This is a genomic window from uncultured Oscillibacter sp., assembly GCF_950073225.1.
In the GTDB taxonomy this organism is placed as follows: domain Bacteria; phylum Bacillota; class Clostridia; order Oscillospirales; family Oscillospiraceae; genus Oscillibacter.
The window spans coordinates 1-26,728 of sequence record NZ_CATMPS010000038.1; the positions used below are offsets into that span (position 1 = coordinate 1).

General features: G+C 56.8%; 28 protein-coding genes and 3 pseudogenes. 24 read left to right on the forward strand and 7 right to left on the reverse strand.

All coding sequences use genetic code 11. The features are described from left to right. Positions 1–294: 294 nt before the first annotated feature. From Q1M04_RS13800 to Q1M04_RS13810, 3 genes are all read right to left on the reverse strand, one after another. Positions 295–453 (reverse strand): hypothetical protein, encoded by a 159-nt coding sequence (locus Q1M04_RS13800; RefSeq protein ID WP_300346866.1) that lies wholly within the window; start codon positions 451–453, stop codon positions 295–297. 392 nt (positions 454–845) lie between these two features. Beyond that, positions 846–2,267 (reverse strand): restriction endonuclease subunit S, encoded by a 1,422-nt coding sequence (locus tag Q1M04_RS13805; RefSeq protein ID WP_366140835.1) that lies wholly within the window; start codon positions 2,265–2,267, stop codon positions 846–848. Next, entirely contained in the window at positions 2,234–4,069 is a 1,836-nt protein-coding gene (locus Q1M04_RS13810) for a restriction endonuclease subunit M (RefSeq protein ID WP_300346863.1), read from the reverse strand. Before Q1M04_RS13810 ends, Q1M04_RS13805 begins: the two co-directional genes overlap by 34 nt. Positions 4,070–4,461: 392 nt before the next feature. Between Q1M04_RS13810 and Q1M04_RS13815 the strand changes: the two genes are divergently transcribed. The 4 genes and pseudogenes from Q1M04_RS13815 to Q1M04_RS13830 all read left to right on the forward strand — a co-directional run bounded on the left by Q1M04_RS13815 (position 4,462) and on the right by Q1M04_RS13830 (position 7,303). After that, a complete protein-coding gene (locus Q1M04_RS13815; RefSeq protein WP_366140833.1) occupies positions 4,462–4,818 on the forward strand; it encodes a helix-turn-helix transcriptional regulator in 357 nt (118 codons plus the stop codon). Next, a pseudogene (locus tag Q1M04_RS13820) lies at positions 4,815–4,931 on the forward strand (recombinase family protein); the annotation flags it as partial. The gene Q1M04_RS13815 and the pseudogene Q1M04_RS13820, both read left to right, overlap by 4 nt. Before the next feature lie 577 nt (positions 4,932–5,508). Then, the gene (locus tag Q1M04_RS13825) at positions 5,509–6,264 is read left to right on the forward strand and encodes a hypothetical protein (RefSeq protein WP_300346860.1); all 756 of its coding nucleotides are present in this window, start codon (positions 5,509–5,511) and stop codon (positions 6,262–6,264) included. 37 nt (positions 6,265–6,301) lie between these two features. After that, positions 6,302–7,303, forward strand: a complete 1,002-nt coding sequence (locus Q1M04_RS13830) for a hypothetical protein (protein WP_300346857.1) — start codon at positions 6,302–6,304, stop codon at positions 7,301–7,303. Between the two features lie 45 nt (positions 7,304–7,348). Here the strand turns inward: Q1M04_RS13830 and Q1M04_RS13835 are convergent, their stop codons facing one another. Then, on the reverse strand, positions 7,349–7,567 hold the full coding sequence (locus tag Q1M04_RS13835) for a helix-turn-helix transcriptional regulator (protein ID WP_295758574.1): 219 nt from the start codon (positions 7,565–7,567) through the stop codon (positions 7,349–7,351). 127 nt (positions 7,568–7,694) lie between these two features. On the opposite strand from Q1M04_RS13835, the gene Q1M04_RS13840 reads away from it, so the two are divergent. The 8 genes from Q1M04_RS13840 to Q1M04_RS13875 all read left to right on the forward strand — a co-directional run bounded on the left by Q1M04_RS13840 (position 7,695) and on the right by Q1M04_RS13875 (position 12,466). Next, complete coding sequence (locus tag Q1M04_RS13840) at positions 7,695–8,297, forward strand: hypothetical protein (protein WP_300346853.1); 603 nt, start codon at positions 7,695–7,697, stop codon at positions 8,295–8,297. A gap of 5 nt (positions 8,298–8,302) precedes the next feature. Beyond that, positions 8,303–9,139 (forward strand): hypothetical protein, encoded by an 837-nt coding sequence (locus Q1M04_RS13845; protein ID WP_300346850.1) that lies wholly within the window; start codon positions 8,303–8,305, stop codon positions 9,137–9,139. Continuing rightward, the gene (locus Q1M04_RS13850) at positions 9,136–10,188 is read left to right on the forward strand and encodes a hypothetical protein (RefSeq protein ID WP_300346848.1); all 1,053 of its coding nucleotides are present in this window, start codon (positions 9,136–9,138) and stop codon (positions 10,186–10,188) included. The genes Q1M04_RS13845 and Q1M04_RS13850 overlap by 4 nt, the downstream gene beginning before the upstream one ends. 25 nt (positions 10,189–10,213) lie before the next feature. Next, positions 10,214–10,732 carry a hypothetical protein gene (locus tag Q1M04_RS13855; protein WP_300346845.1) on the forward strand — a complete coding sequence of 173 codons (519 nt, stop codon included), beginning with the start codon at positions 10,214–10,216 and terminating at the stop codon, positions 10,730–10,732. A 54-nt stretch (positions 10,733–10,786) separates the two neighbouring features. Continuing rightward, positions 10,787–11,173 carry a hypothetical protein gene (locus Q1M04_RS13860; RefSeq protein ID WP_300346842.1) on the forward strand — a complete coding sequence of 129 codons (387 nt, stop codon included), beginning with the start codon at positions 10,787–10,789 and terminating at the stop codon, positions 11,171–11,173. Positions 11,174–11,216: 43 nt separating this feature from the next. After that, on the forward strand, positions 11,217–11,654 hold the full coding sequence (locus Q1M04_RS13865) for a hypothetical protein (protein ID WP_299966274.1): 438 nt from the start codon (positions 11,217–11,219) through the stop codon (positions 11,652–11,654). 38 nt (positions 11,655–11,692) lie between these two features. Then, the gene (locus Q1M04_RS13870; RefSeq protein ID WP_299966277.1) at positions 11,693–11,863 is read left to right on the forward strand and encodes a hypothetical protein; all 171 of its coding nucleotides are present in this window, start codon (positions 11,693–11,695) and stop codon (positions 11,861–11,863) included. A gap of 96 nt (positions 11,864–11,959) precedes the next feature. Further along, the gene (locus Q1M04_RS13875) at positions 11,960–12,466 is read left to right on the forward strand and encodes a hypothetical protein (protein ID WP_300346837.1); all 507 of its coding nucleotides are present in this window, start codon (positions 11,960–11,962) and stop codon (positions 12,464–12,466) included. A 30-nt stretch (positions 12,467–12,496) separates the two neighbouring features. On the opposite strand, the gene Q1M04_RS13880 is transcribed toward Q1M04_RS13875, so the two are convergent. Continuing rightward, on the reverse strand, positions 12,497–12,949 hold the full coding sequence (locus Q1M04_RS13880) for a winged helix-turn-helix domain-containing protein (RefSeq protein WP_300346835.1): 453 nt from the start codon (positions 12,947–12,949) through the stop codon (positions 12,497–12,499). A 224-nt stretch (positions 12,950–13,173) separates the two neighbouring features. Between Q1M04_RS13880 and Q1M04_RS13885 the strand changes: the two genes are divergently transcribed. From Q1M04_RS13885 to Q1M04_RS13905, 5 genes are all read left to right on the forward strand, one after another. Continuing rightward, the gene (locus Q1M04_RS13885; protein WP_300346832.1) at positions 13,174–14,142 is read left to right on the forward strand and encodes a LacI family DNA-binding transcriptional regulator; all 969 of its coding nucleotides are present in this window, start codon (positions 13,174–13,176) and stop codon (positions 14,140–14,142) included. 124 nt (positions 14,143–14,266) lie between these two features. After that, positions 14,267–16,150 (forward strand): PTS transporter subunit IIBCA, encoded by a 1,884-nt coding sequence (locus tag Q1M04_RS13890; RefSeq protein WP_300346829.1) that lies wholly within the window; start codon positions 14,267–14,269, stop codon positions 16,148–16,150. A gap of 83 nt (positions 16,151–16,233) precedes the next feature. Further along, a complete protein-coding gene (locus Q1M04_RS13895) occupies positions 16,234–17,649 on the forward strand; it encodes a glycoside hydrolase family 32 protein (RefSeq protein ID WP_300346826.1) in 1,416 nt (471 codons plus the stop codon). 66 nt (positions 17,650–17,715) lie between these two features. Continuing rightward, positions 17,716–19,194 (forward strand): glycoside hydrolase family 32 protein, encoded by a 1,479-nt coding sequence (locus Q1M04_RS13900; protein ID WP_300346823.1) that lies wholly within the window; start codon positions 17,716–17,718, stop codon positions 19,192–19,194. 27 nt (positions 19,195–19,221) lie between these two features. Continuing rightward, positions 19,222–20,055, forward strand: coding sequence for an MBL fold metallo-hydrolase (locus tag Q1M04_RS13905; RefSeq protein WP_300346820.1), 834 nt, complete (start codon positions 19,222–19,224; stop codon positions 20,053–20,055). 144 nt (positions 20,056–20,199) lie between these two features. Here Q1M04_RS13905 and Q1M04_RS13910 read toward each other — a convergent pair whose 3' ends face one another. Together Q1M04_RS13910 and Q1M04_RS13915 are read right to left on the reverse strand one after the other, a co-directional pair. Next, positions 20,200–20,526: a helix-turn-helix transcriptional regulator gene (locus Q1M04_RS13910; RefSeq protein ID WP_300346817.1), complete on the reverse strand. Its 327-nt coding sequence runs from the start codon at positions 20,524–20,526 to the stop codon at positions 20,200–20,202. Then, the gene (locus Q1M04_RS13915) at positions 20,511–20,771 is read right to left on the reverse strand and encodes an AraC family ligand binding domain-containing protein (RefSeq protein WP_366140834.1); all 261 of its coding nucleotides are present in this window, start codon (positions 20,769–20,771) and stop codon (positions 20,511–20,513) included. The genes Q1M04_RS13910 and Q1M04_RS13915 overlap by 16 nt, the downstream gene beginning before the upstream one ends. On the opposite strand from Q1M04_RS13915, the gene Q1M04_RS13920 reads away from it, so the two are divergent. The 7 genes and pseudogenes from Q1M04_RS13920 to Q1M04_RS13950 form a co-directional block, all read left to right on the forward strand. Next, entirely contained in the window at positions 20,748–21,209 is a 462-nt protein-coding gene (locus tag Q1M04_RS13920; protein ID WP_307819253.1) for a PTS glucose transporter subunit IIA, read from the forward strand. The genes Q1M04_RS13915 and Q1M04_RS13920 overlap by 24 nt on opposite strands. 4 nt (positions 21,210–21,213) lie before the next feature. Next, positions 21,214–22,050, forward strand: a complete 837-nt coding sequence (locus Q1M04_RS13925; protein ID WP_300346811.1) for a Cof-type HAD-IIB family hydrolase — start codon at positions 21,214–21,216, stop codon at positions 22,048–22,050. 245 nt (positions 22,051–22,295) lie between these two features. Beyond that, positions 22,296–23,000 carry a hypothetical protein gene (locus Q1M04_RS13930; RefSeq protein ID WP_300346808.1) on the forward strand — a complete coding sequence of 235 codons (705 nt, stop codon included), beginning with the start codon at positions 22,296–22,298 and terminating at the stop codon, positions 22,998–23,000. Between the two features lie 157 nt (positions 23,001–23,157). Further along, positions 23,158–23,580 (forward strand): annotated as a pseudogene (locus tag Q1M04_RS16230) (DNA cytosine methyltransferase); the annotation flags it as partial. Between the two features lie 70 nt (positions 23,581–23,650). Continuing rightward, on the forward strand, positions 23,651–23,986 hold the full coding sequence (locus Q1M04_RS13940) for a terminase large subunit domain-containing protein (RefSeq protein WP_300346802.1): 336 nt from the start codon (positions 23,651–23,653) through the stop codon (positions 23,984–23,986). 334 nt (positions 23,987–24,320) lie between these two features. Further along, positions 24,321–25,289 carry a glycoside hydrolase family 25 protein gene (locus tag Q1M04_RS13945; RefSeq protein ID WP_300346799.1) on the forward strand — a complete coding sequence of 323 codons (969 nt, stop codon included), beginning with the start codon at positions 24,321–24,323 and terminating at the stop codon, positions 25,287–25,289. 76 nt (positions 25,290–25,365) lie between these two features. Further along, a pseudogene (locus Q1M04_RS13950) lies at positions 25,366–26,728 on the forward strand (hypothetical protein); the annotation flags it as partial.

A 26,728-nucleotide genomic window follows, 5' to 3' on the forward strand; every position in this document is an offset into this window, starting at 1 on the left:
GTTCATTGAGCGTTTCCTCCACGCTGCCTCGCACAAGTTCCTTTAGCTCACCCTTGATTACTTCCTCATTTAGCTGTACAATCTTCTCGGACATAGTTTGCAGTCTCCTTTCAGAATGGTGTGTCGCTACTTCATTCTAACAGAGCTCTGCAAACTATGTCTCTTTTTCTTTTTGCGAAACTTATTCTACCTTATCCCAGGTGGGGGATGGGTTCGGATTTATCATTTCTATTAACAATATCCTGTGAGGGACAAAGCGGCGGGGCATCCACTTGAGATGCCCCGCCGCTGACTTTATTCTTTGCTTTGCCGCTTCTTCCACTCCCGAAACTCCTTCTGTCCTTCCTCGCTCTCGAAAAACTTTTGTATCTCCGGGAGAAGAACCATAGCCAGAGCTTCAACCTCGTGAAGCGGAATACCAGTGCCATGGTCGCTGGGTTTCCTGCTTGCCATTCATTGTCCTCCGTAATTGATTTGCGAATTACAAAAGACGCGTTCCCTCCTATTCTTTTTGAACTTGACAATTAGGGATTGAATGGCAAGACTCCTTACTTACATAGTATTACCACAGGGCCTACTGGACAGCCAATAGTTCCTCTGTTTATGCTATTGTATCTGATTCCCATGAACCTGTCAAGGCGCTTGTTTGGAAGAAACTTCTTAGAGATCACATGCCGCCCAGCCTTCTATGTAACCCTTTAGAAATCACAAGGCCCTTGCGCCGCAAGACTTTCAAGGCTCAATTTTGGGGGGACTGCATCATTTATCGGAAATCTTTTAAAACGGCTTCAAAGACGTTATAGGGCAGTTCCCTGGAAAATAATACTATTTCTCTCCGTCCCGCTTCAGCCCTCCAGAAGCTCCTTCTCAAATCTTGCCTTTGCCGCTGTCCATTCTTTTTCGGCCTCTTCTCGAATTTGATTTGCCTGCTTCAAAGCAACAAACACCTCATCAGCCAATTCCCTCTGCGACTCAACCGGCGGCAAAACCATGGGAAATCTTTTCAAAAACGTATCCGGCACACGCTGTTGACCGGCAGAGCCGCTGAACATCCCCTGCGCCGCCTCCAGAATGTGATCTTCGGACAAAATCACCCATAAATACGGCATATAAATTTGATCGCTTTTCTGCCGTAAAACGTGGAACTCCGTTGACGCGAAGCCAATATCTGTCGGCATATCCGATGCAAGAAAAGATTTCCCATTTTGCATACATGGTGTAATTTTTGCCCAGAGCAGATCATTTTTCTTGAAAATCGTGAAGCCTGTCTTAACGTCTCGATAGTTCTTGATCTTGTATTCAGCATGATTTGCCTTTTCTTCCACCGCCGTCATAGGGACAAAGGAAACAGCTGAACCTTCCGATAAAGATGAACGGTCTGTTCCGGGGTTTACATCTACAAATTCTTCAAGGTGCCCTGCATACCATTTGCTGCTGCGGAGACTCTCGAACAGTTTGTTCAGATAGGCGCTGTGCGGATTGCAATAAATTCCGTATTCAAGAATGTCTGTTCTTTTTTGATAACTAAAAATAGATGGTTGATAATCTGAAAAGGATAGCCCGAGGGCCTCAAAAACTTGGTTTTTAGCTTCAATAAATATGGAGTTTGCCTGCGCACACTTTTTTTTGAGCTCATCCAGATTTTGTTTAAGCATTTTTACCATTTCTAGCTGCTTTTTTTCATCCACGAGAGGTAAAAATACTTTTTTTATCTCATCTTCCACTATTGCAGGATAATTGCCTCCACTACTTCGCTGTAGCATTTGTTGCAATATACTATTGCTGAGTAATGAATATAAGAACCATTCTTCATTTATTCTTCCGTCGATTTCACAAATAACGGAAAAGCCCGTAGACGCAATTATGTTAGGGGTATTAATCTGTACAACCGCTCCTCTGTGAGGGCGCGTTGTCGAAATAACGATATTCCCCACCCTAGTTTTCAACTTTGCTCTGCTTGGAGCATTGTCAACACTTGTCAGAGTTGTTACATAGGTATTTGTACCCAAGGAAACCCCGGAAATCTCCAAATACTGAAATTTCCCGTCAGGAAATTCAGAAAAATCTGTTGATTCATGAGAAAAGACTGCTATCTCTCCGATTCTTGTGTGTGGTATAGATTTAATCTTATTAACAATTCTCTGGAATTGTGGTAAGTAAAAATGCGAATCAATCCGTCCGTCTAAATTCCCCCGTTTTACTGCGAAAACACAAAGCTCATCCTCGCCGGGGGTCAGGCAAAAAAAGGGGCCGGGTCCTCCTGAAATTTCTTGTACTGTGCAATGACTTCCTCTAACTGCGACTCGGTCTGCCGCCCCGTGGCGTCATAGCCGATCTGCTCCGGTGCGGCCATGAAAATCGCCTCGTTCTCGTCCGGCTTTTCGCTTCCTTTCCGCTTTCGCAGAAAAAGGATGGAGGCCTTTACGCCCGCTCCAAAATGGGCGAAGGCGCACTGCGGCAGGCTCACGACCGCCAAAAGCTGGAAACGCTCCAGAATGAAATCGCGCACATACTGGGTGGAACTGTTGGTAAGGATTCCGTCGGGCAGAATCACAGCGGCCTTGCCGGCGCCCGGCTTCAAAAACTCCCAGATGCGCTCAATGTAAAGCACCTCGGAGCTCTGGTTTTTGCGGGGTTTCTTTTTTCCCTTCGCATCACAGGTATTGCCAAAGCTGTAGTTCTCCAGATAAGGTTTTTCCGCCTTGTTGACGGTAGAGCCAAAGGGAGGATTGGTAAGAATCAGGTCAAATTTATTTTTCTGGAAAGCTGCCTTGTGGGCATGTATTTTGTCCATACTTTCCAGGGCGTCAAAGCTGATGACATTTGTGTGCCCGTCGTCGTGGACAATCATATTCATTTTCGCGACCCGGGCAATCTCGTCGTTGATTTCGATTCCAAAAAGATGTTCCGCCGCGAAGTCGTGCCAGTATTTATAATAATCTACCGCCTGGGTGTCTTTGTCATAGTATTCCCCGGCCTGCGTGCGCATATAGTCCAGGGCGTGAAGCAGAAACCCGCCGGAGCCGCAGGCTGGGTCCAGCACGTCCCAGTCGTGCTCCGGCTCCATCATTTTTACAATAAATTCGATGATCGGGCGCGGCGTAAAATACTGGCCGAAGTCTCCCTTGAAAAATCCGTCCATGAACTGCTCAAAGGCGACGCCTTTCACGTCAAGGTCCGTTTTATTCAGGTTGATTGATTCCAGATGGGAAACGACTGTGCGAAGCACCCGGTCATCCACCTTGATGGACTCCGTAAAAACGTCCGGGTCCTTGGTTTTCTGCTCGTCATATAAGACGTTGATCCGTTCCGCCAGCTTGGAGGACGGCTCATGGGTCTTGATTTGGAATTGATAAGGCTGCCCGTTTTTACGCGGCTTCTGCTCGTCGCTGATCTTCACAAAGATAAGCTTGCACAGCTCGCCAAACGCGGTGGGAGGGGACAGGCGGCCTCCGCCCCAGAGGGTCTGATGACATTTTTTGATGGCGGAAATCAGTTCTCCGCGCTCTATGGGCGCAATGTCGGAGGCCGGTTCTCCTTTTACGTTTACGCCGCCTTTATAAAAACGGAACTCCTGGGGCTTTCCGTACGCTTTCGGCAGGTCGGCGACAATGTTCTGTTCCCGCTCCAACGCGCCATACTTGTCCGATACATCCAGAACCCGGCGGGTACTGCCGGCAATAATGACCGCGTAAGAGGCCCGCAGCTTGACCCAGCTTGCGTTTCCAACGCCCTGTTCGATCGCTTGAGAAAATTCCGCGTCGGTCACACCATCCCTTTTGCACTCCACCACCGCATAAGGACGTTTGCATTCGTCATCCTGAAATACTACAATGTCCGCTCTGTCCGTTGGAAGGCGGTCGGGAATTGTAACCTCGATTTTGATGCGTTCTGCGGGATATTCATAGTGGTAAATCAATTCCGCCCAAAATTCAGCGCGGACCTTCTCTTCCGGGTCGCTGTAATTCTCCGTATGGCTGCCGGAGGAAGTATAGGTGATTTTTTCTTTTCCAGGCGTTCCGGTGATACGCGCGTATCCATCCTTGATGGCTCTTTCCAGGTTTGTCATGCGGCTCCCTCCGAAAATATATCTCTTAGATTTATGAACGGCTATCTTGCCTGAAGCTATTTTACAGGCTGTGAGTATATTTCCCGAAACAAGATGTCTGCGGTGATACTTCTATTATAGTGAAAGCTGCCGCAAATAGCAAGCATCCATACAAGCTGTTGAAGCTCATAACAGACATCATACAAACCGGCAAGCAATGCAGAGTGGTACCCACTCTGCTGTTTGCCGCTTGTTGGGGAATCCCCCAAGCCCCTTGAACGCACAAAAATTTTGTGCGGCTGCGTGTCCCTGGCGGGACGCTTTTTTGCTCTTTTGACAGAGGTAACGCAAAATAGGTGTTGATATTATTTTATATTCGCGTTATAATAAAACCATCTTATTAGAGGGGGTACATGATGGAACTGGTCGGAGAGCGCTTACGGCTTCTACGGGAGAAAGCTCATTTATCCCAAGCAAAATTGGCGGAATTGCTGAGTACACGTCAGTCGGCGGTCAACCGGTATGAGCACGGTCAATCGGCGGTTCCCTTTTCTCTTTTGCGGAGCTATGCAGACTATTTTGATGTATCGCTGGACTACATTTTCGGGCGAACCGATCAGCCCCAGGGAAAGATATATGAGTACAAGCCGAATCTTTCCAACAGTCCGGAGATGCAAAAATTTGTGGAGATGTGCTTTGAACCCGGGTCAGCCATGAATGAAAAATTGAAGCAGGCCGTATTGGAAATGTTGAAGGAGGGAGGGCAATGAAAGCTGTAATTTATGCTCGCTATTCCTCCGACAACCAGCGGGAGGAGAGCATTGAAGGCCAGCTTCGAGAGTGTACGGCGTATTGCAAGAAAAACGATATTACTATCGTTCGCAGCTAACATGAAAAGAGGTTGAAAAAATGGAATCCACCTCAAAAGCGAGCACTGAATACCTGGAAGAGCTCCGCATCCAGCTCAGGAGCCAGGGATTCACCGTGCATTGCAACGAATCCAGAGATATTGACGTGGAGCATGACGGGAGTACTGTGTTAAGTCGATAAGCATATTCGGAAATAATACCACCTGAAGGCTAACGGTTTATTACAGGAGAACAGCAAAATCCTCAGAACAGGATTTTGCCTTCATAGCTGCCGTTGTTGATGGACGTCATCCTTCAGAACAGAGCTACCCCAACAGCAGCAATTCCAGAACAGGATCCGCTTTCCGTGCAGCCCTATAAGAGCAGATTTACAGATGCACAGAAGTTATGATTGTGAGGTGCTCATGGGACATTTTGCTTCCGTACCAGCATCCTAAATCCGCAAAATGATTTAACGCCTTTTACAGCTGCTGTTCCTGCGGAGTTGGATTTTTGATGATAGGGTAGTATAAGAGGCGTTATGTACTGTACAGCAAGGTCACAGTACAAAGCGCCTTCCTTTTTTTGGAATATTATTTGGGGGGAATCTGTTTGGGTCATTACTCGTTAATCCTGGAAAAGCGTTATCAGGAATTTTGCGATGTATACCGGGAAAAGGGGCATCTGTGCAAAACGGACCCGGGAGAGTATGGAGACTTACAGCCGGGCAGTCAGGTACGGGCGCTGCTGGCTCTTGGAGAGTATGCGGAGGCCGCTCAGGTCTGCCGGGAGATGATGCGTCAGGAGGCGGAGGAGTCAGCCCGAAGGGGCTATGACGCCCGTTCTTCCATATGGCTGATTGATCTTGCCATCGCATGTATGAAGCAGGGGTGCTATGCAGAGGCGGCCCAGGCCATCCGGGGGGCGCCGCATACGAATTACCAGCCGAACCGCATCCAGGCTCCATGCCTGATGTACTATATGGCTGTTGTCATGGAGGACGAAAACCTCAAGCGGGAGAGCATAAAGGTACTCAACGCGCGGTTTCGGACAAAGGCGGGCACGGAACCGGCCTTTGCGCCGGTCCGGTTCCTCCGGGACAAAATCGGCGAGGCACAGCTATTATCGGAGACAGCGAAAGAAACCAACCCAAAGCTCTATCTGCGGGCACTGGTTCCGGCAAAGTTTCTGATAGCGGTGAAGAGGTATGAAAAGGGTGAGCTGGAGGGCTGCCGGCAAGCCTTGAAGGAGACTTGCGGCCTTTATGAGCAGGATCGGATTGCCGTTATGCCGGTTGAATATTTTTTGGCGGAGTCCTGGCTGGTGGAGCTGAATGACAATACAGATCCATCTTTGCCAGTCTCTTAAATAATGAAAGTAAGATGAACACAAGGAGGAACGCAGCATGAAACGCTTACACAAAATCAAGGTCCTTTTCGTTTTAGCCCTGTGCCTGACGCTCACCGCCTGCGGCGGCGGTGGACCTAAGCAGGAGGCGGCGGATTCGGCGGAGGAGGCCACCGTCCATTTTCTCACAAACCTGCAGAACGGGGAGTTCGAGCAGGCGAGGACCTACCTGGAGGAAGAAAACCCCCTGCTGACCGTTTTCCCCGTGGCCGAGGGCGAAGCCGCCCCGGAGCTGGACGCCGTGTACCGGCAGTTCCGGGAGAAGATGACCGGCCTGACCTTCCGCGTGGGGGACGAGGGAGCCGTGGGAAACAGCATGGTGTACATCACCGCCGCCCAGTATGATTTCCGCTCCGCCATCAACGAGGCGATGCTGGCGGCCATGGAGACCCAATGCCGGGAGGGCGGAACCGCCTTCGCGGACTACGCCGGATGGATGAGCCAGGGCATTGCCGGCGCGGCCATGGGCGGGGAGAAGACCGTCCGGGCCATGGCGACGGATAAAAACGGCGGCTATGTCATCGACCACCGGGGGTACACGGACCATGACTTTATGAACCTGTTCACCGGCGGCTTCTACGACTACGCGGATTTCCAGATGGCGGTCTGCACCAATACCATAGACAATGTGGAGCATACCTACTACTTTGCCGCGTTAGGCGATGAGATGATCGCCTGCGTTGAGGAAGTGTCGGAGGCCAATAACGGAGAACTGGACGACGAAACGATAGCCGGGCTGAATGAGTTCTATGCCCAGGCGGTACAGCAGACGCCCGGCATGTACATGGGTGTTACCAAGGACGGAAACCGGGTGGTCACCCATATGGGCATCGACTTCCAGACGGCGGACCAAAACGCCCTGGTAAACTCCGGCATGGTCAGCGGCAGCTACCAGGGCAACATGGCCGACGGTAAACTCAGCCTCTCGGCTACGGTCAGCGAGTTTGAGAAAGAGGGAATGACCAGCTCCGTCACGCCGGTCTACAAGGCCGAAAAATGAGAAAAGCGCCGCCCCTTCCGGGATGGCGCTATGGGAGAGCCGGTTTTAAGGAGCTTGCCCCTGGCCGTCGTCGATGTATTCCACAATATCGGGAAGATCGCACCGGAGAATCCGGCACAGGGCGTTCAGCGTGTTGGTGGACACGGATTCCCCGGCCTTCAGCCGCCGGATGGTGGAGCTGCTGATCTCGCCCTTGAACTGGAGCGTGTAGGTGGTGGCGTGCTTTTTTTCCATGGTGGCCCACAGCGGCGCGTAGGAAATCATTCTCTCCACTCCCCCCTTGCAATTATATTCATTATTGCCTATAATGAGAGAAAACCGTTATAGGCAATAATGCCTATACGGGGGGGAGCGCAGAACCAAGCACTAAATAACAGGAGGAACGACTGGTATGAAAAAGAAGCATCCGATTCTGGGAGTCCTTTGCCTGGCGATTCTGATCTGCGGCGGAATTTTTACCTTCCGGGCCGGAGGAGCCAAGGCGGAGATCATCATTGGCGAAAAAACCTATGAGATGCGGACTATGACCGTGCGGGAGTTCATGGAGGACGGTTATATCCTCGCTACCATGTCCACGGAGGGAAAGTCTCTCTATACATATAACTACAGCGGTGCGGTGATGGAGGCCAAGACCTATTACAATACGGCGGTGCCCTTCAAGCCCAAGGACGGCGCGGGCGCGCCACTCTCCTGCTGGCTCTACAATCCCACCTCCGAGCAGGTGGAGATTCGGGAGGGAAAAATCTGCGCCATCTCCTGCAAGGTGGCCCAGATGCAGGAATGCGGGCTTCCGGTCTCCATTGCCGGGCTGGGGCTGAACCGGCAGAGCAAGGAAGAGATAAAAGACTATATGGACGGGGCGCTGAAAGGCTATCAGTTCAGCGAAAATGAGGACGTCAACGCTATCTCCTACACCAAGGGGCAGGTGTCCTACACCTTCTCCTTCACCGAGGAGGATGTCCTGAAAAACGCCGTCGCCCGGAACAACGTGTGACGGCCATGGATAGAAATGAATTTTTCAGGCCCCTGGCGGAGCTGGCGGACCAGGGGCAGTGGGACGACGCCTACGTCTGGTTCCGGGAGCATCAGGAGCAGTTCTCCCGCCGGGAACGGCGGCTGGTCCGGGAGGCCCTGGCGGCCCGGCTGTCGGCCTCCCGGCTCTGGCGGGCCCCGGCCCTGCTGGCGGCGGTGACGCTGCTGTTTCAGATGGCGGCGGGCGGCATCTTTGAAAACCAGCTCCAGGACCTGTTCTCCTTTCTGGGGCGGTCCTTCCGGCCCTATATGTACATCGCTTCCGTGGCCCCGCTGCTGGTGAATTTGGCGCTGGACGCGCTGCTGGCCGTTCAGTGCTATGAGCGGCTGGTGCTGACCTATCGCCTGTTCGGCCGCCGTCCGCCTTGGGCGCGGGCCTGGGGCGCCTGGGCTTTGGCTCTGGCGCTGGCCCTCTGGTCGGCGTGTTCCCTGGTCCCTTATGCCCGGGATCTGCCGCTGGTTCTGGAGGGGAAGTGGAGTACCGGCATCGTCACCCTGGAGATGGAGGAGGACACCGCCTGGAACAACGCCATGGCCCAGCTGGGCCGGGAGACCCGGGAGGGCTACGACCCCATTCCCTGGTACTCCAATCCCCGCTGGTCCAGACTACTCATGCCCATCATGCCGGGGATTTACAACCGCTGGGTCCTCAACATCCACGTAGACGGCGTGGACTGCCGCATGGGCCAGCTCCAGTTTGATTTGACGGACTATGAGATGTACGCCTACCCGGTGCGCATCGACTATCTGCCCAACAGCCGACTGGTGCTGTGGATTTCCTGCGGGGAGGAGAGACTGCGATGAAACGAAAATGGCTGCTCCTGGCCTTTCTGCTGACCTTCACCCTGCCCGCCGCCGCCCTGTGCGCGCCGGAGCTGCTGGAGGCGCTTTGGTGGCGGTTCGGTTCAGACCCGGCGGTGTCGGTCCTCCGGGGCGAGCATTGGGGCAGAATCATCTGCGGCATCCTGCTGACGGCGATGCCCTTTACGCCCCTGGCCTGCTTCCTGCTGGAGCGGGCGGCCCTGAGCCGGGCCCGGCGGCGGCGGGAGAGCGTCAAGCCCCCGGAGTTCGCCACGGCGGAGGAGCGGCGGGCCTTCTACCTCCGGCAGCTGGAGGAAGAGCGCCGGGAGCCGCCCAAAACGCCGTGGATCGCCTATGCCGCCCTGTGCGGCCTGGGGGTGCTGGTGTTTGGCTTTGGGGTCCTGGGAATCCGCCTGAGCGGGAAGATCGAGAAGACCGGGCGGGACTTGGAGCTGTACCGGGCCGGGACCCCCGTCCTCTACGTGGGCCCCCTGCTGCTGGTGGACCGGCCCGTGCGGGACGGGGCCAAGCAGATCCCGGACGAACGATACGTGTACTACCGTTCCGCCACGGAGGGGGACCTCCAGTGCGCCGTGACGCTGATCGCGGAGAAGCAGCTGATGCAGCCGTCCTACCGGGTGGAGTATCTGCCGGAGACAGGGACGATTCTGTCCATCACCGACATGGCCGGACGTCTGCGCACCGGCGGGGAGGGCATGGAGCTTCCCACGCCGGTGGGGTGCTGGCTGTATGGAGATTTGGCGGTGCCCATCTGCGATGAAGTGGAGGGCTACGACACCCTGAGCCGGGAGCAGAAGGCGCTGTTTGACCTGCTCTATTCCCAGGTCCTCAGCGGCGACGTGGCGGCTGGGAACCTGCCCACCCGGAGCTTTGATCTGCCCTACGAGCTGAAAAAAGCGGAGTTCAATCAGGTGCTGGAGCTGTATGAGGCGTCTGTTGGAAAGGACGACTACCCGAATCACGGCTATCGCACGGACGACGGGCGGATCGTCCGCCGGGCCTATTGCTACGGCATCATCCATTCGCGATGAGATCATGGAGACAGGAGTGAGAAAATTGGAAAGGAAACAGGACTGGACGCGGGGCCTGACGCTGGCGCTCTGTGTGGTCCTGCTGATATTGAGCTTTGGGCAGCGTCGGCGGATTTCCGATTTGGAACAGGACGTATGGAATGCCCAGAACAGTATCATGGACAATGTGAGCGGCTTGGAAGCGCAGGTCGCTTCCCTGCGCTCTGATTTGGAAAATGCGGATAATCTGGTCCTGGATTGGAGCTACACGCCTGCGCTGAACCGGGAAAGGCGGGGCTTGGACGTGGAAGTGACCGTCAAGCTGAAGGAGTGGACGGAGGACACCGCTCTGGAACTGCTTTGGACCTCTATGGGAAGCACGGACGGCAAGGGCAGGGCGCCGATGGTTTACGACGGCACAGGGAGCTTTACCGGGAAGGTGGAGATTCCCTTAAACGGCTCCAGGATCGTCAGCCTGGACGCTGCCATCCAAAACGGCGAGACCCGGCGTCAGGAGAGCCTGGGGGACCTGAGAGACACTGCCATGCTGCTGCCGGTCCAATAAGACCTTTATGGTGTCAGCGGACCGGAGTATGAGCAAAGCAAAGACGGCGGCGGGGTGGTTACGATTTCAAATTTGCATACCGGCGTGTACGGCTATTTCGAGAAGGTCCCCAAGACAACGGACAACACGTTCCGCTTCCTGCGCAACGGGGAGCTTGTGGCGGAGCTGGCCGCAAATCCGGGAGGTGAGGAGAGCAATTATGCTGATGGGGAATTCTCGGCGGAGCCGGCTGCGAGGCCGGAGTGGCCGCAGGGTGACTATTTTGGCAATGGGGAGCTCACGACGGAATGCCAAAAGGGGGATGTGCTGACCTGGACCTTCTTCTGCCGGGACGAGTCCGGCGTTGGATATGAGTTTTTCTTGGAGGAATGGACGGTTGAACAAGATGGGCTTTCTCCGAACGCGCAGGGGGTGGAGTGGCCGAAGCTGACTTGGGACTGAGCCGCGTAAGCTGATGAACAATTTTTGATAGGAGGATTTTATCATGACAATCACGGAGATGGTGAAGAATCAACAGCAGCAGCGAATTGGAGAACTGAACCAGCGGCAGCAGGGGAAGCCCCATGTCAACCCTTACGGCACCCCCGGCATGAGCCTGAACGACGCCGGAGACTACCGAAAAATGGTCCCTGTGGACGAAGGCGTGGTGCGGCAGATCAAGCAAATTGCGTTGGATCACATGAAAAAAGGCTATGGAGTCAGCGACGGTGAGGACATCAGCAAGGCCATCCGGGATTATACGATGTCCCTGGCGCCGGAGCAGCGACTCAGCGCGTCCTGGACGCTGAATGAGATTTTCCACAGTGAGGCCGCCCGGCTGGGTGAGTACGTCCACCAGCGCGTTCCTGGCTGGGATTGGGGCAAACCCTTTGACACCAGCATTTTGGAGGGCTATCAGCAGGGCGTGGATATGCAGGTATAACGTCAGAGGTACGTTTTGAAAAAACGATATGCAGGATTTTGAGCCTCATCATGCTTGCGGGCACAGCCTTTTTGATTTGGTGCGCCGTAACGGTGACTGGCGGCGGCTTTCTGGACCTGAGTAATATCGTCCGCTATGTATTGACCGGCATGGCGGTCATATCCGGCGTAATCGCTCTGATTCTTGCAAAGATAGGATGGAAAAAATGAATTAAAGCAATCTTCCAAGCACGGTATACAGACTGCTACAAGAACAACCGTCTATTCATTTCAAATCTTCAAATCTAAAGAAAGGAGGATAGGATCATGTCTATGCCAACAATTCTTCCTACGGGCCAGCTTCACCCAGATCTGTTCAACGGTCCTTTTGTCAAGCATATCAGCAGCACCCCTGCCGCCGCGGGCGAACCGGGCGCTAAGGTCCATGGTGGCGCCATTGCAGAACGCAGGACGCAGATGGAGGAACGAGTAAACAAAGCCTGGCGTGAAAACCGGGACAACGTTATCGACCTCTCCGGCCATTTCAACTACCAGACAAAAGACATCTATGACGGCAAAACGGTGGTGGAAAACAAGGGCATGGGGCTGATTGTGGAAACAATCCAGCCTGGCGTTTTTACTGCGGAGGATGCAAACAAAGCTGCGGCCTCCGGCGGAGCTACGCATGGTTTTTTCTACCGTAATACCGATTTTCTGTTCAGCGCCGCTCAGGAGTACACCGCCCTTGGAGAAAATGAGGTGTTCCGCCACCGGAACATCAATGATGTGAAACATGAAATAGAGGATGGCATTCTCTGCTTTTGCACGTCTTGAAATAGCGGGATATTCCTCGCTTTTCCACTTTTAGATGCCTGTGGGTTTCTGTTTCCAGGCGCGCTTCGCCGGGCGCTGGCAGCTCATGCCCCAGCGCTTCATGTAGTCCGACAGTGTTCGCTCGTTTATGGCTTTGTGGAACTGCACCTGGATGTATTGCCGTGTTTGGCCTAATGTCCACAGCTTACCGGTAATCCCGAAATCCTCCGGTATTTTCTCTTCCACAGCCTTTCGGATATTCTCCTGTTCTTCTGCTGTAAGGACCCTGTGGCTTCCAGCCTTTCGTCCATACTTTTTTCGCTCCAGAGAGACTTCACCCTCTCGTTGATACGCGGTCCATATTTCGCTGGCGCGATTCTGCCGTACGCCGGTTAATTCCTCTATTTCTTTCCCGGTTTTCCCCATTTTCTTGAGCTGTACGACCTGCCTGCGTATCTCCTTGAGGCCTTCTCTCCCTACTTTCCTTAAGTCTATATACTCCATGCTCCCTATTTTACCACACTCCTTCTGCTTTTCCCAGCTTTTTTCTCGAAAGTAATACCTAAGATTGGCTTCACATGAGCGGTCACAAAATGATGATCCTTGATTTCCAGTAATATCAATAAAATACAGGGGAAAGTTTTGTGTAACCCATGAATTGATTTTTGTGTGAAAGCTGTGCTACAATTCATTTGCATCTAAAGAATACGTATTCTAGTGGAGCCTATATGATTACAATGACGGAAATCGCAAAATTGACCCATGTTTCCCAGCCCACGGTGTCTCGTGTGCTGAACGGAAGTATGACAGTGGCTCCGGAGATTCGGGAACGGGTGCTGGCCTGCGCCAGAGAGCACGATTATCAGTTTAACGCTTTGGCCAAGGGACTCCAGGGCAGCAAAACGAAGCTGCTGGGCGTGCTGGTGACCGACATTTCCAACGGCTTTTTTGCCGATCTTGCGAAACGGATCGAGGCCGAGGCCCGGGAAAACGGGTACAGCATCATCTTGTTCAACAGCGATTACAACCCCCGGAACGAACAGGAATATTTGGATGTGGTCCGGCGTTACCGGGTAGACGGCGTACTGGCGGTGCCTATCCGGGAGACCAGCGGGGAATGGCGGGAGTACGTCAAAAAACTGGATGTGCCCGTTGTAACCGTCACCCGCCGGGCCAAGGGCCTGGATTCAGTCTATGTGGATCACGCCCAGGCTGGTGCCATGGTGGCGGCGCATCTGCTGGAACGGGGCTTCCGGCGCTTCCTGTTCATCGGAAAGGACTACGACGGGAAATATGTGGGATTCCGCCGGTCTCTTGTGGAGATAGGCTATGGCCCGCGGACGGCGAACGTCGTTTATCAGGACGACGTTCAGATGAATCGATCATTAGAGGACTGGCTGGGCCAATCGCCGGAGCGGGGAGCCGTCTTCGCGGGAAATGACATCTATGCACTGCGGGTCCTGGACGCGCTCCGGCGGCTGGAGGTTTCTGTTCCTGAGAGGGTCGGCGTGATCGGGTTTGACGATACCTCCATGGGCCGCTATCTCAATCCCCGGCTGAGCAGCGTGTCCCAGCCCATCGCCCGGATGGCCCATGAGGCCGTGGCGCGGCTGCTGGACCGCATTGACCGCCCTGGTCCCCGGGAAGCGCTGGATGATCCGCTTTCCGCCTCTCTGGTGATCCGTGAGAGCACTTGAATAGAAAAAGGATGACGTTCCGGCATCCTTTTTTTAGGATTTTCGAGAATACGTATTCATGAATTCCTTTTGTGCCTCTGCTCCATCCATGGAGCTAAAATAAAATGTGAAAGGAAGCAGAACGATGGATTACAAAAAAGTAGCCCAGGAAATCTACGACAAGGTGGGGAAGAAGGAAAACCTGGTTTCCGCCGCCCATTGTGCCACCAGGCTCCGTTTGGTCCTGGCGGACAACACCAAGTGCGACGCGAAAGCCGTAGAGGACATTGACGGGGTCAAGGGAGTTTTCAGCGCCTCCGGCCAGCTTCAGATCATCTTGGGCACCGGCACGGTCAATAAGGTCTATGACGAGTTTATTGCCATCTCCGGACTCACCGCCGCCACGAAAGAAGAGGTCAAAGCCGCGGCGGCCGCCAAGCAAAATGTCTTCAAGCGGGCAATCAAGTGCCTGGGGGACATTTTTGTTCCCATTATTCCGGCTATCGTGGCCAGCGGTTTCCTGATGGGCATCATGGAGGCGCTGAACTTCATGGTGAACAACGGGTTCCTTCACATCGACACTTCGGGCTCCATCTATGTGTTCGCCAATCTTTTTGCCAATACAGCATACGTATTCCTGCCGATTTTGATTGCCTACAGCGCCGCCAAAGCCTTCGGAGGAAATCCTTATCTGGGCGCGGTCATCGGTATGCTGATGATCCATCCGGACCTCCAGAATGCCTGGACGGTAGCGACCCAGGGCGTGCTGCGGACGCAGAGTGTGTGGTTCGGCCTGTATGAGGTGGACCTGGTGGGGTATCAGGGCCACGTCATTCCGGTGATCATCGCCGTGTGGGTGATGTGCTTCATTGAAAAGCGCCTGCACAAGATCGTGCCCGCCATGTTCGACCTGTTTGTAACGCCCCTGGCCAGCGTATTTATCACCGGCTACCTGACGTATTCCATCATTGGCCCCATCTTCGTGACCATTGAGAACGGGGTCATTGGAGGCATCCAGACCCTGCTCACGCTCCCCCTGGGCCTGGGCAGCCTGATTATGGGCGGCTTGTATTCCACCACTGTGGTGGCCGGCATCCATCACATGTACACGGTCATTGACATGGGACAGCTGTCCATGTACGGCGTGACCTACTGGCTCCCTCTGGCCTCCGCCGCCAATATGGCACAGGGCGCAGCCACTCTGGCGGTTGCCCTCAAGAGCAAGAACCAGAAGACCAAGTCCGTGGCCCTGCCCTCCGCCTTCTCCTGCTTCATGGGCATCACCGAGCCCGCCATCTTCGGCGTGAACCTGCGCTATTTCAAGCCCTTTGTCTGCGGCGCCATCGGCGGCGCGGCGGGCGCTATGTACGCCTCTCTGGTGGGACTGGGGGCCAGCGGCACCGGCGTGACCGGCCTGTTCGGCCTGCTGCTGTGCCTCAATGACCCTATCAATTACATCATCATGGCCGCTGTCTCCATCGGTGTGGCTTTCGCTCTGACCTGGGTGTTTGGCTATAAGGACGCCGCTCCCGCGGAGAAAAAGACTATCCAGCCCGCGCCCGCGCTCCCCGCTGTGGAGTGCCGGCCCGGCGCGGTGTACGCCCCGGTTTCCGGAACGGTCATTCCCTCCGAGGAGATCCCCGACGAGACCTTTGCCGCCGGAGTGCTGGGACAGGGCGTGGGCATCCAGCCCGCTGAGGGCTTCATAGCGGCTCCCTTCGACGGCGAGATTTCTTCTGTCGCTGAGACGCGGCACGCGGTGGGCATCACCTCTCCAGACGGCATGGAGGTGCTGATCCATGTCGGCATAGATACGGTGGCGATGAACGGCGAGGGCTTCGAGTGCTTTGTCCAGGAGGGGCAAACGGTAAAGGCCGGTGAAAAACTCATCGCTTTTGACCGGGACAAAATCGCCGCCGCTGGCCATCCCGATGTGGTGGTGGTGCTGGTGACGAACTCCGACGACTATGAGAGCGTGACCATCCAAACCGGCGTCTGCAAGGCTCTGGACAAGGTAATCCAGGTCTGATGAGAGGGCAATTCCTCCAAGCCGCCCGCAGGACGGGCGGCTTGGAAGAAAGCCTATAGGCCCATGCGAAAAGGAGGGGTTCTATGAATGCGCTGCACAAGGATCTGGTCCGCCTGACCGCAGCGGCGGAACGGCAGGCGGTGAAGGGCGGCCCCTGGCGGCCCGGCCTTCATCTGGCGCCGCCCACCGGCTGGCTCAACGACCCCAACGGCCTGTGCCGTTTTCGGGACGAGTATCATGTCTTCTATCAATACGCGCCCTTCGACGCCAACGGCGGCGTGAAGTTTTGGGGGCACTGCAAATCCCGCGATCTGCTCTCCTGGGAGCGGTGCCCGGTCATGCTGTACAGCGACGAGCCCTATGACGTCCACGGCGCGTATTCCGGCTCGGCCCTCTGCGGGGAGGACGGCTTGTATTTGTATTACACAGGAAATGTCAAACACGGCGGAGACTACGATTATGTTCTGGAAGGCCGTGAGAACAATACCGCCGTGGCCTATTCCCCGGACGGGGTGCGTCTTGGCTGGAAACGGCTGCTGATGGGACCCAAGGATTATCCCGGCGGATTGACGCGGCATGTGCGGGACCCGAAGGTGTGGAAGCAGGACGGCGTCTATTACATGGTGCTGGGGGCCCGGACGGTGGAAGACGCGGGCACGGCGCTGATATTCGAGTCAAAGGACAAATTCCAATGGAAGCATATCAACACGCTCCGCACATCGGCGGCCTTTGGCTATATGTGGGAGTGTCCCGATCTCTTTGAAATGGACGGACAGTGGTTTTTGGCGGTTTCCCCCCAAGGGGTTCCGGAAAAGGGACCGGGCTTTGAGAACGTCTATGCCTCCGGGTACTTTCCGCTTTTTGGCGACTTCCGGGGAGACTGCCGGCTGGGGGAGTTCCTTCCCTTCGACTTTGGCTTTGACTTCTACGCGCCCCAGACCTTCCCGGATGGCGGCCGCCGTCTGCTGATAGGCTGGATGGGGATGCCGGACGCGGAGTATTCCAATCCAACTGCCGCCCAAGGCTGGCAGCACTGTTTGACGGTGCCGCGAGTACTTGAACGCCGCCGGAACAGGCTGGTGATGAACCCGGTCCCGGAGCTGGAGGGACTGCGTGAGGAGTCCCGGGAATATGACTTTGAGGGAGAAAAAACGATAGACCTGCCTCTCCTCTCCGATATTGCGATCATATGCGAAGGGGATTTGTCCCTGGACCTCTCCGGCGTTTCCCTGCGGACAGGGAATGGAGCGCTGACGCTGACCGTCCGGGAGGGCGGCTGGGGCCGGGGGAGCCGGACCGCTCCCGTTCGCGAATTGCGGAATCTGCGCATCCTGGCGGATACCAGTGCCCTGGAGTTTTTCGCAAATGACGGGGAGGCGGTTTTGTCGGTTCGCTGGTATCCGGAGAGCGAGGGACGGACGCTGGCGCTGAAGGGCAGAGGAAAGGCGGCCGTCCACAAACTGCGTCCCATGCAAATCAAAGAATATTCTCCTGAGTGAGGGCGGGCTGGACAAGTCCGGCCAAGCCTGGTAGGATAGAGGAAAAGAAGAAAGGCGGTGCGGTCTATGATTTCAGAGCAGTTAAGGAGGGCAAGGGCTTATGAGGCGAGGATGGGCGCCTTGATCTCCCCGGCAGAGCGGCCTTTGTTCCATCTGACGCCCACCACGGGCTGGCTGAACGACCCCAACGGATTTTCCGTCTACCGGGGAGAATACCACCTCTTTTACCAGTATCATCCCTACAGCACCAGCTGGGGCCCCATGCACTGGGGGCACTGCAAGTCCCGGGACTTGCTCCGCTGGGAGCGCCTGCCCGCCGCGCTGGCCCCCGACCAGCCCTATGACCGGGACGGCTGCTTTTCCGGTTCCGCGGCGGAAACGCCCGATGGGCGGCATCTGCTGATGTATACGGGACGCCGCCTGGAGGAGGGAAGAGAAGTCCAGGCGCAGTGCCTGGCGGTGGGAAACGGAGAGAATTACGAAAAGCTCTCCGCCAACCCGGTGATCACCGGGGAGCAGCTTCCGCCCGGCGGCAGCGCGCAGGATTTCCGGGACCCCAAACTGTGGCGGGATGGTTCCCGCTGGTACGCCGTGGCGGGAAACCGTGCCGGAGACGGCAGCGGGGAGGTTCTGCTGTATTCGTCGGAGGACCTGGAGCGCTGGCGGCTGGAGGGGGCGCTGGACCGCTCCGCCAACCAGTGGGGGAAGATGTGGGAATGCCCGGATTTTTTCTCCCTGGACGGACAATCCACCCTGCTGGTCTCTCCCCAGGAGCTGGAGGCTCCCGGCCCGGAGTTTCACAACGGCCAAGAGGTACTCTGTATCCTGGGCGGTTTAGACGGCGGCGGGAGATTCATCCGGCAGAGCATCTCGCCTGTGGACCAGGGGCTGGATTTCTACGCGCCCCAGACCGCCCTCCTGCCGGACGGGCGTCGGGTCATGATCGGATGGATGCAGGCCGCGGGGGAGCCGTCCTGCTATGTCCCGAAGGGACAGAAGTGGTTCGGACAGCTTACCCTGCCCCGGGAGCTGTCTGTCCGGGACGGGCGGCTGATCCAAAGCCCCGTTCGTGAGCTGGAGGCGTGGCGGAAGGAGCGGGTTTCTTACGAAAATGTCCCGCTCTCCGGTTCCCTGACCCTGCCCGGCGTATCCGGCCGGACGCTGGATATGAAGATCGCGCTGCGGTGCCGGGGGGATGGGACGTTTACTCTGAAATTTGCGCAGGACGGCCATCGCTTTACCGCCCTCTGTTTTCAGTCCGGCCCCAATCTTCTGACGCTGGACCGTACGTATTCCGGCTTTCCCTGCAATCTGGTCCACCGGAGAACCGTGCCTGTGCGGGACCGGGCGGGGGAGCTGGAGCTGCGCCTGATCCTGGACCGCTTTTCCGTGGAGGTGTTTGTCAACGGGGGAGAACAGGTTCTCTCCGCCACCCTTTACACCCCGCAGGAGGCGGACGGGATTTCCTTCCATGCGCAGGGGAGGGCAGAGATGGACCTGGAGCGGTACCGCTTGGCGGAACCCGCGTGTCAGGACCGCGGCTGAACAAAAACGACAAAAGGAGGGAGCTTTTTGAAAATACGTTATTTGGGAACCGCCGCCGCCGAGGGCTGGCCCGCGCTGTTTTGCTCCTGCCCCATCTGCACCCAAGCCCGGGAGCGGGGCGGAAAGAACCTGCGTACCCGCACCCAGGCTGTTTTGGACGGGGAACTGCTGATTGATTTCCCGCCGGACACCTACTGCCACGCCCTGCGGTACGGCCTGGAGCTGGCGAAGATTCACACGCTGCTGGTAACCCACAGCCACATGGACCACTGGTTTCCCACAGACCTGATCCACCGCCATGAGCACTTCGGCCACGGCGCGGAAGGCGTCCTGGAAGTCTACGGCAGCCAGGCGGTCAAGGACGCCTTCGACGCCCATATCCTGGTTGAGCGGTTCAAACCGCATCCCATTGACGGCGTGGTGAACTTCCATGTGATTCACGGGGAAGACCGGTTCCGGGCCAATGGATGGGAGATCACCGCCGTGCCCGCTGACCATGACCAGCGGGAGGAATGCCTTGTGTACATCTGCAAAAAAGCGGGGAAGACAGTCTTTTACGGCCATGATACCGGCGTGAACCTGAGCGCGGAGGCTTGGGCGCTCATAACGGCGGAGCGGTATGACCTGATCAGCCTGGACGCCACTATGGGGAAAAAGACGGCCGGCGGCTATCATATGGGTCTGCCTGACGGAGAGGCCTTTTTCCAAAAGCTCCATGACCTGGGCTGCTCCGGCAGCCATACTGTGAAGGTTGTGAATCATTTCAGCCACAACGGGGGGATGACCCATGACCAGCTGGAGTCATGGGGGAGAGAGCGGGGGATTCTGGCCGCCTATGACGGTATGGAAGTGACGTTCTAAAGATACGGAATCCCGCACGCTGAATTTATACTCTTATCCTCAGAGGCTGTGGGACTATCATCACGTAGTTGGCTATATTTCCATATCGGCAGCGGGACAGAATATTTGTCTGTGGGTTTTCCCAAAAGAAATAGAGGAACGGCATTACGGAGTTTGTGAACGCCTCTGGTGTCTCATTCGGCACTGGCTGGGGGTGACTTCCTTTTTCTGGTGAAATATTTTAGAAAAATAAAGTGCGTCCTGATAGCTTACCGACCTTGCCGCCACCTGGATTGGCAGGTCGGTACTTTTCAGCAGAATACAGGCTTGCCGGATGCGCCGGTCCAGCAGGTAGTCCTGGACGGATACGCCCATGGCCGCCTTGAATTGCCGATGAAGGTAGGAGCGGTTCAGGCATAAATGATCGGCGATGTCCTGGACGGTAATGGGGCCGCAGAAAGCGCCCTCTATGAAATTCAGCGCTTCCTCCACATAATTGGACCGCTTCTCCGCTCCAGATAGCCCTTGATCTTGATTCCCTGCATCCCAATCCAGGTGTAAATCCAGGGTTCCTCCCGGTCCGCCTCGTAGTAGATCAGCTCTCCGGGGCAGATGAGGAAGGCTTCCCCCTCTCCCAGACGGAAGGTTTTGCCCCGGCACTGATAGACGCCCTTTCCGCTGAGAATATAGTGGACCATGCCCAGGGCGGCGCGGTGCCGGGCTATCTGGTCCGCCACCGGGACAATCTCAAGATTCGCGAAATCTGCATCCCCAGCTTTGTCTCCGTCCTCTTCGGCATTACGGAACCCGCCATCTTCGGCGTGAACCTGCGCTGCCGCTACCCCCTGATCGGCGGCTGCATCGGCGGTGCTCTGGGCGGCATGGTGGTCTATCTCACGAATCTGGCCGCTCTGGGCTTCGGCACCACGGTGCTCCCCGGCATCGACACCGTGCAGCTGGCCGGCAAGTTCTTCAAGCCCCATGTGAAAAACGGCGATACCGTGCGCAAGGGGCAGCTCCTGATTAAGTTTGACCTGGCGCAGATTAAAAAGGCGGGCTTCGGGACCTCCATTCCCATGCTCTTTACAGACCCCGCCGGCGGACTGGCTCTGGAGAAGGAGACTGCCGGAGCGATGAGCCCCGAGACGAAAATCGCGGAAATGAAAAAGGCGTGATGGTATGGACAGAAAGTTGATATTCCTGGACATTGACGGCACTCTGGTAGCCGCACTGTCCGCCCCCTCTCCCAAGGTCAGGCAGGCAATCCGGCAGGTGCGGTCCAAGGGACATCTGGCTTTCCTGTGTACCGGCCGAAACCTCCCCATTATTGGCCGGGACATTCTGGACATCGGGTTTGACGGTATTATTGCAAGTGCGGGGGCCTACGTGTCGGTGGGAGATCAGGTGCTATTCGACAGCCTCCTCCCGGAAGAAGTGGTGCAGGAATGTCTCTCGGTCTTCCACAGCGAAGGCGTGTTCTGCCGCATCGAAACCCCGGACGGCATCTACACCGACCCCCAGATGGAGGAGCTCCTGCGCAGCGTATCCCCCGACCCTCAGAACTCTGAGCTGATTCGGATGCAGAAGGAAATTGAGTCTGGCCTGCGTATTCGGAAATATGAGGAGTATCCCAAACAGGGCGCCTACAAGCTGTGCTTTACCAGCCGGGACCTGGATTCCGTCCGCAAGGCCCGTGAGGTGTTGGGGGACCGTTTCGACTTCGTAGTGCATCCCTACGGCGCAAGCACCGCCTGTTTCAATGGCGAGATTATCCCCAAGAGCGTCGACAAGGGCCGGGGCATCGAGCTGGTCTGCCGCCGCTTCGGGGCCACTCCCGCGGATGCGGTTGCCTTTGGAGACAGCATGAACGACGCAGCCATGCTGGAACGGGCCGGGGTCAGCGTGGCCATGGGGAACGCCTGCGATGAGCTGAAGGCCCTGGCCGATGTGGTCTGCGAGGATGTGGCTCACGACGGCGTGTATCTGGAGCTTCACCGCATGGGCCTGTGCGGATGAATGAACAATGGGCCTGGGCGCGAGTCACGTCCAGGCCCTTTTGGAGGGAGCAATATGTCGATTGTAATTGACAAAGAGAGGAGACAGACCTCCGCCACGCCCTAGAGGACGCCGGAGCCCCGGCACCTACCACAGCAGACCACGCCCGGGAAAAGCTCACGGCGATCCGCTCCCGCCGCGGCGAGATTGCTAATTTTGACGCCGAAACAAAGGTATCAAACAATCTTGATATTGAGGAGGAACGGTTGCTCCAGGAGGAGCGGGACCTCTCCGCATACCTGGAGGGGATCGCCGCGGCGGAGGACGATTCGCCCGGAGAGGAGCCTCCGCCCGAGGACAGCGAGGCGGAACCGCCCGCCGCCCAGGAGGACGAGGAGGTCGGCTCCTTCACCCTCGGCAAATGTAACTATTGCGGGCGGGAGTGGGGCGTTACCCTGGAGGGCGCAAAGGGCGGCGGTTACCCTACACAGAAAACGGCTAACGCCGCCGCAACCCGTGTTTGTGACTGCCCGGAGGCCGTGGAGAACCGAAAGCCGGAGATCGGCGTCGCCTTTGCCGTTACGACCGGGGCGTGTAGGTATTGCGGCCAGCTCCAGGAGGTGGGCCCCCATCCGTCCCAGACGGCGGCGGACGAGACCGTGACGGAGGTTTGTTCCTGCCCGAGCGCCCGGACGGCCCGCCGTATCGCTGAACAGATCGAGGACGCACAGAGCCGCGTCAACCGTCTTTTCGGCGAGGGAGCCGAGGACCTCGGCTTTAAGCCTATCGCCGGGGACGGCGCGATCGAACTCCTGGAGCGCGTGGTGGAGCTGATCGCCCGGGGACCGATTTCCTCGGCGTCCCTCAATATCCGGGGACAGTGTAAAGCGAAATTCTCCATTACCAGCAAGGGCAAGATCAAGGTCTCCAGGAGCGAAACCCGCTCTTGTGACCTGGAGGCCGGGGAGTGATTTCGTGGAAAACCTCTCTATATTTGATTTGACGCCGGGAGGGGAGCAATTCAAGCCGGAAAAATCGACGGATTGGAAATGGAGATTTTCAGACTATCCGAGGGAAAAGAACGGGTTAAAAGTGTTTTCGTGTTTCGCTTGCGGCGGCGGGTCGACTATGGGCTACAAGCTCGCCGGGTGCGACGTTCTCGGGTGCGTGGAAATTGATCCCCGTATGAATGAGGTCTATGTGAGGAACCACGCCCCAAAATACGACTACCTTATGGACATACGGGAGTTTAATCAGCTCCCGGTCGAGGAGATTCCCGGGGAGCTTTTCGAGTTGGACATTCTGGACGGCTCCCCGCCGTGTACCACGTTCTCCGTCGCCGGGAAAAGGGCGGAAACGTGGGGAAAAGCGAAAAAATTCCGGGAAGGGCAAAAGGAACAAACCCTCGACGATCTCCCGTTTGTATTCATTGAGACGGCGGAAAAGCTCCGCCCGCGGTGCGTGATCCTGGAAAATGTCGAGGGCCTGATTATGGGCGAGGCGTGGAGGTATGTCCAAGAGATTTACAAGCGTCTCAAGAAAGCCGGGTACAAGGCCCACCATTGGCTCCTCAAGGGTGAAAACATGGGGGTCCCACAGACAAGGCACCGAAGCCGTCAACATGGTCAAGCAATTGCCGGAGCTCCGGGCGGTCCTCAAAAAGCGGAGGAACGACCTTTATTTTTCGGCGACAGCTTCCTTTTTCGAGGCCCTGGTCTCGGATTCAAACACCCTGGACGGCCTCAATTCTCACGCCGTCATAATCGACGAGCTCCACGCGATCAAGGACCGGAACCTTTACGAGGTTATGAAGCAATCGACCTCCAGCCGCCGCCAGCCCCTTGTCGTTATGATTACCACGGCGGGGACTGTCCGGGAGAGCGTGTTCGACGAAATGTATGAACTCGCTTGCAAGATCGCGGACGGAACGGAGAAAGACCCGACTTTTCTTTGCTGACTGATTTCATCCAAACTAGTTTTGTGGCAGAGGGGATGTGTGCTGATGTGCTGTTGAACGATCCTGCGAAAGGTTATGGAATTTTGATCGATCATATGCTGGAAGCGTCTGGAATGCAATAAAGGAAAGAAGACACGGTCAGGAGCGGGTTTTCCGCTCCTGACCGCCGTTATTTATGGAGAATATCCGTGCCGGGCCGGTATTCCGCCGCGGATCACCTGGCCGCCGGGCCTTACGGGCAGTCCCACGGATTGTAAAAATCGGAATTCCGCTGTGTACAACGGGTCGATTTGTGATACAATAGGGAAAACTGTCGAATCATGGAGGAACCGCTATGAACGAGGAGCTGTCCGGAGTGAATTTGAGGGAACGGGAAACGTCCGCCCGCCCGCTGGGGGAGGCGGCCGGAAACAAGCGGAAGACGCCGCCCTCCCGTGCCGGGAGGAGGCCCGGCCGGGCGGGATTGGCGGTCCTGCCCCTGGCGATCTCCGTTCTTGCACTGATTGTCGCCGGGACGGCGCTGCTTCTGGTTCTGCGCGGAGGCGGGGAGCCGGAGATCCCGCCCGAGGCGGAGGAGGAGCCCGTCACCTTCCGGTTTGGCGACATGGTGCTGACGCCCCTGGAGGGAATGCCCCTGAATCCCTATTCTAAGGAGGGCTTTTCCGTGGATGAGAAGGGCCGGGTTGCCTATGCCTTCGGCGGGCGGCGGGCCAAGGCGGGCGTCGACGTGTCCACGCACCAGAAGGACGTGGACTGGCGGGCGGTGGCGGCGGACGGCGTCGACTTCGCCATCCTCCGGCTGGGCCACAGGGGCTATAGCGAAGGCGGCCTGTTCCTGGATCAGACTTTTGAGAAAAACCTCCAGGGGGCGCTGGACGCCGGTCTGGAGGTAGGCGTTTACTTCTTCTCGCAGGCAATCACACCGGAGGAGGCGGAGGAAGAGGCGGATTATATCCTGGAGGTTCTGGACGGACAGGCGCTTACCTTCCCCGTGGCCTTCGATTGGGAGCCCATCACCGGGGACGAGGCCCGGACCGACGGCCTGGACGGAGAGACGATGACCCGCTGCGCCGCCGCCTTCTGCAAGCGGATTGAAAACGCGGGCTACCGTCCGGCGGTCTATTTTAACCAGACCCAGGGCTATCTGCACTACGATCTGCGGGAGCTGACGGACTATGAGCTCTGGCTGGCGGAGTACGGCACCGTGCCGGATTTCTATTACCATTTTGACCTGTGGCAGTACTCCCACACCGGTCGGGTGGACGGCATTCAGGGAGACGTGGATATGGATTTGGCCTTTTGACGGGGTTTGGACCGAAGAGAGTCTTGCCGCGTTCCATTCTCTCCCGATGTTCCGGGAGTGGCTGGTAGAGGACCTCATGGAGCGCCGTTATCAGGACGTGATTACGGACCCGCGCCTTGCGCCGGAGCGGTATGCCGACAGCCCGGACGCGCCGGATTGGGCGCGGGCTGTCACCGCTGCGGACCATTTGGAGCCGGAACAGGCGGAGGCCGGTACAGAGATACCTCCCGCGCCGGAGACTGTGCCGAAACTCTCCGGGGCGGGTATGCTGGCGCAGGTGGAGAGGGCCGATGCCGCCCCTGCTGAACCTGATCTCACCCCCAATGTTGACGAATATCTGGACCTGAAAGCCCGATACCCGGATAAGCTCGTCGGCGTTCAGGTGGGGGACTATATGCTGTTCTACGGGAAGGACGCCGAAGCAGCGGCCCCCGCCATGGGAAAGGACCTGCTGACGCGGGATATTCCCGGCCTGGGCAGCACCTTTGTCACCGGAACCTCCCTGGGCTGGCAGTCCGCATTGACGGACCTGCTGGAACATGGTCATAGTGTGGTTCTGGCCCGGCCTGACCCCGAACGCGGCCCGGACGCGCCCTATGAGATCATCAAGGAGCGGAGTGCGGCGGAGTTCATCCCCCTGGGCATGGAACTGACCATGGACGGACGGCGCATGAAGATCGTCAGCGTGGATTTCCAGGCGGGGACCGTCAGCCTGCTGGACTTGGATATGAAGGGCTGGTTTCCTATTTTCCGCTCAGAGCCGATTCCCTTTGTCCGTGAATTTATAGAGGAAGCCCAGCGCAGAGAGGAATACACCATTGCGGAGGTGGCGGCACACCGTCAACGGATGGAGGCTGCTGATGAAATCCCCGTGGGCATGGAGCTGACGGTGAACGGACAGCGCGTCAAAATCCACAGCGTAGACGCGGAGCATGATGTTGTCCGCCTGAAAATTCTGGATACGGCCTATTCCTATCTCCAGCGGTCCATCCAGGCGGTGCGGGACCTTGTTGCCAAAGCACGCGCCGCCGTTTTGGGCGCGGATGATTCCGTACCTCCCCCGCCTCCCCCCGAACCGGAGCCGGAACAGGTGGAGATTGACGGTGGGCAGGTGGTTCCGCCCACTCCGCCAGCTTACCGCCAGCCGCGCCGGGAACGCCATAACTTCCAGATCACCGATGATAACCTGGGTGTTGGCGGCGAAAAAACGAAATATCAGTACAATGTGGCGGCTATCCGTACCTTGAAGCAGATCGAGGCGGAGAGCCGCCTTGCCACGCCGGAAGAACAGGAGATTCTCTCCCGCTATGTTGGCTGGGGCGGCATTGCCGGGGCGTTTGACCAGAATGACCCCAAGTGGGCGAAAGAATACGCCGAGCTGAAGGAACTGCTGACCCCGGAGGAATACAAATCCGCCTGTGCCACGGTCCTCAACGCCC

Bases quoted from the DNA above. Each gene is read 5' to 3' on its own strand.
- Q1M04_RS13800 (WP_300346866.1), bottom strand. From the start codon at position 453: ATGGCAAGCAGGAAACCCAGCGACCATGGCACTGGTATTCCGCTTCAC.
- Q1M04_RS13810 (WP_300346863.1), bottom strand. From the start codon at position 4,069: ATGACAAACCTGGAAAGAGCCATCAAGGATGGATACGCGCGTATCACC.
- Q1M04_RS13815 (WP_366140833.1), top strand. From the start codon at position 4,462: ATGATGGAACTGGTCGGAGAGCGCTTACGGCTTCTACGGGAGAAAGCT.
- Q1M04_RS13830 (WP_300346857.1), top strand. From the start codon at position 6,302: ATGAAACGCTTACACAAAATCAAGGTCCTTTTCGTTTTAGCCCTGTGC.
- Q1M04_RS13835 (WP_295758574.1), bottom strand. From the start codon at position 7,567: ATGATTTCCTACGCGCCGCTGTGGGCCACCATGGAAAAAAAGCACGCC.
- Q1M04_RS13840 (WP_300346853.1), top strand. From the start codon at position 7,695: ATGAAAAAGAAGCATCCGATTCTGGGAGTCCTTTGCCTGGCGATTCTG.
- Q1M04_RS13845 (WP_300346850.1), top strand. From the start codon at position 8,303: ATGGATAGAAATGAATTTTTCAGGCCCCTGGCGGAGCTGGCGGACCAG.
- Q1M04_RS13850 (WP_300346848.1), top strand. From the start codon at position 9,136: ATGAAACGAAAATGGCTGCTCCTGGCCTTTCTGCTGACCTTCACCCTG.
- Q1M04_RS13865 (WP_299966274.1), top strand. From the start codon at position 11,217: ATGACAATCACGGAGATGGTGAAGAATCAACAGCAGCAGCGAATTGGA.
- Q1M04_RS13875 (WP_300346837.1), top strand. From the start codon at position 11,960: ATGTCTATGCCAACAATTCTTCCTACGGGCCAGCTTCACCCAGATCTG.
- Q1M04_RS13880 (WP_300346835.1), bottom strand. From the start codon at position 12,949: ATGGAGTATATAGACTTAAGGAAAGTAGGGAGAGAAGGCCTCAAGGAG.
- Q1M04_RS13885 (WP_300346832.1), top strand. From the start codon at position 13,174: ATGATTACAATGACGGAAATCGCAAAATTGACCCATGTTTCCCAGCCC.
- Q1M04_RS13890 (WP_300346829.1), top strand. From the start codon at position 14,267: ATGGATTACAAAAAAGTAGCCCAGGAAATCTACGACAAGGTGGGGAAG.
- Q1M04_RS13895 (WP_300346826.1), top strand. From the start codon at position 16,234: ATGAATGCGCTGCACAAGGATCTGGTCCGCCTGACCGCAGCGGCGGAA.
- Q1M04_RS13900 (WP_300346823.1), top strand. From the start codon at position 17,716: ATGATTTCAGAGCAGTTAAGGAGGGCAAGGGCTTATGAGGCGAGGATG.
- Q1M04_RS13925 (WP_300346811.1), top strand. From the start codon at position 21,214: ATGGACAGAAAGTTGATATTCCTGGACATTGACGGCACTCTGGTAGCC.
- Q1M04_RS13940 (WP_300346802.1), top strand. From the start codon at position 23,651: ATGGTCAAGCAATTGCCGGAGCTCCGGGCGGTCCTCAAAAAGCGGAGG.
- Q1M04_RS13945 (WP_300346799.1), top strand. From the start codon at position 24,321: ATGAACGAGGAGCTGTCCGGAGTGAATTTGAGGGAACGGGAAACGTCC.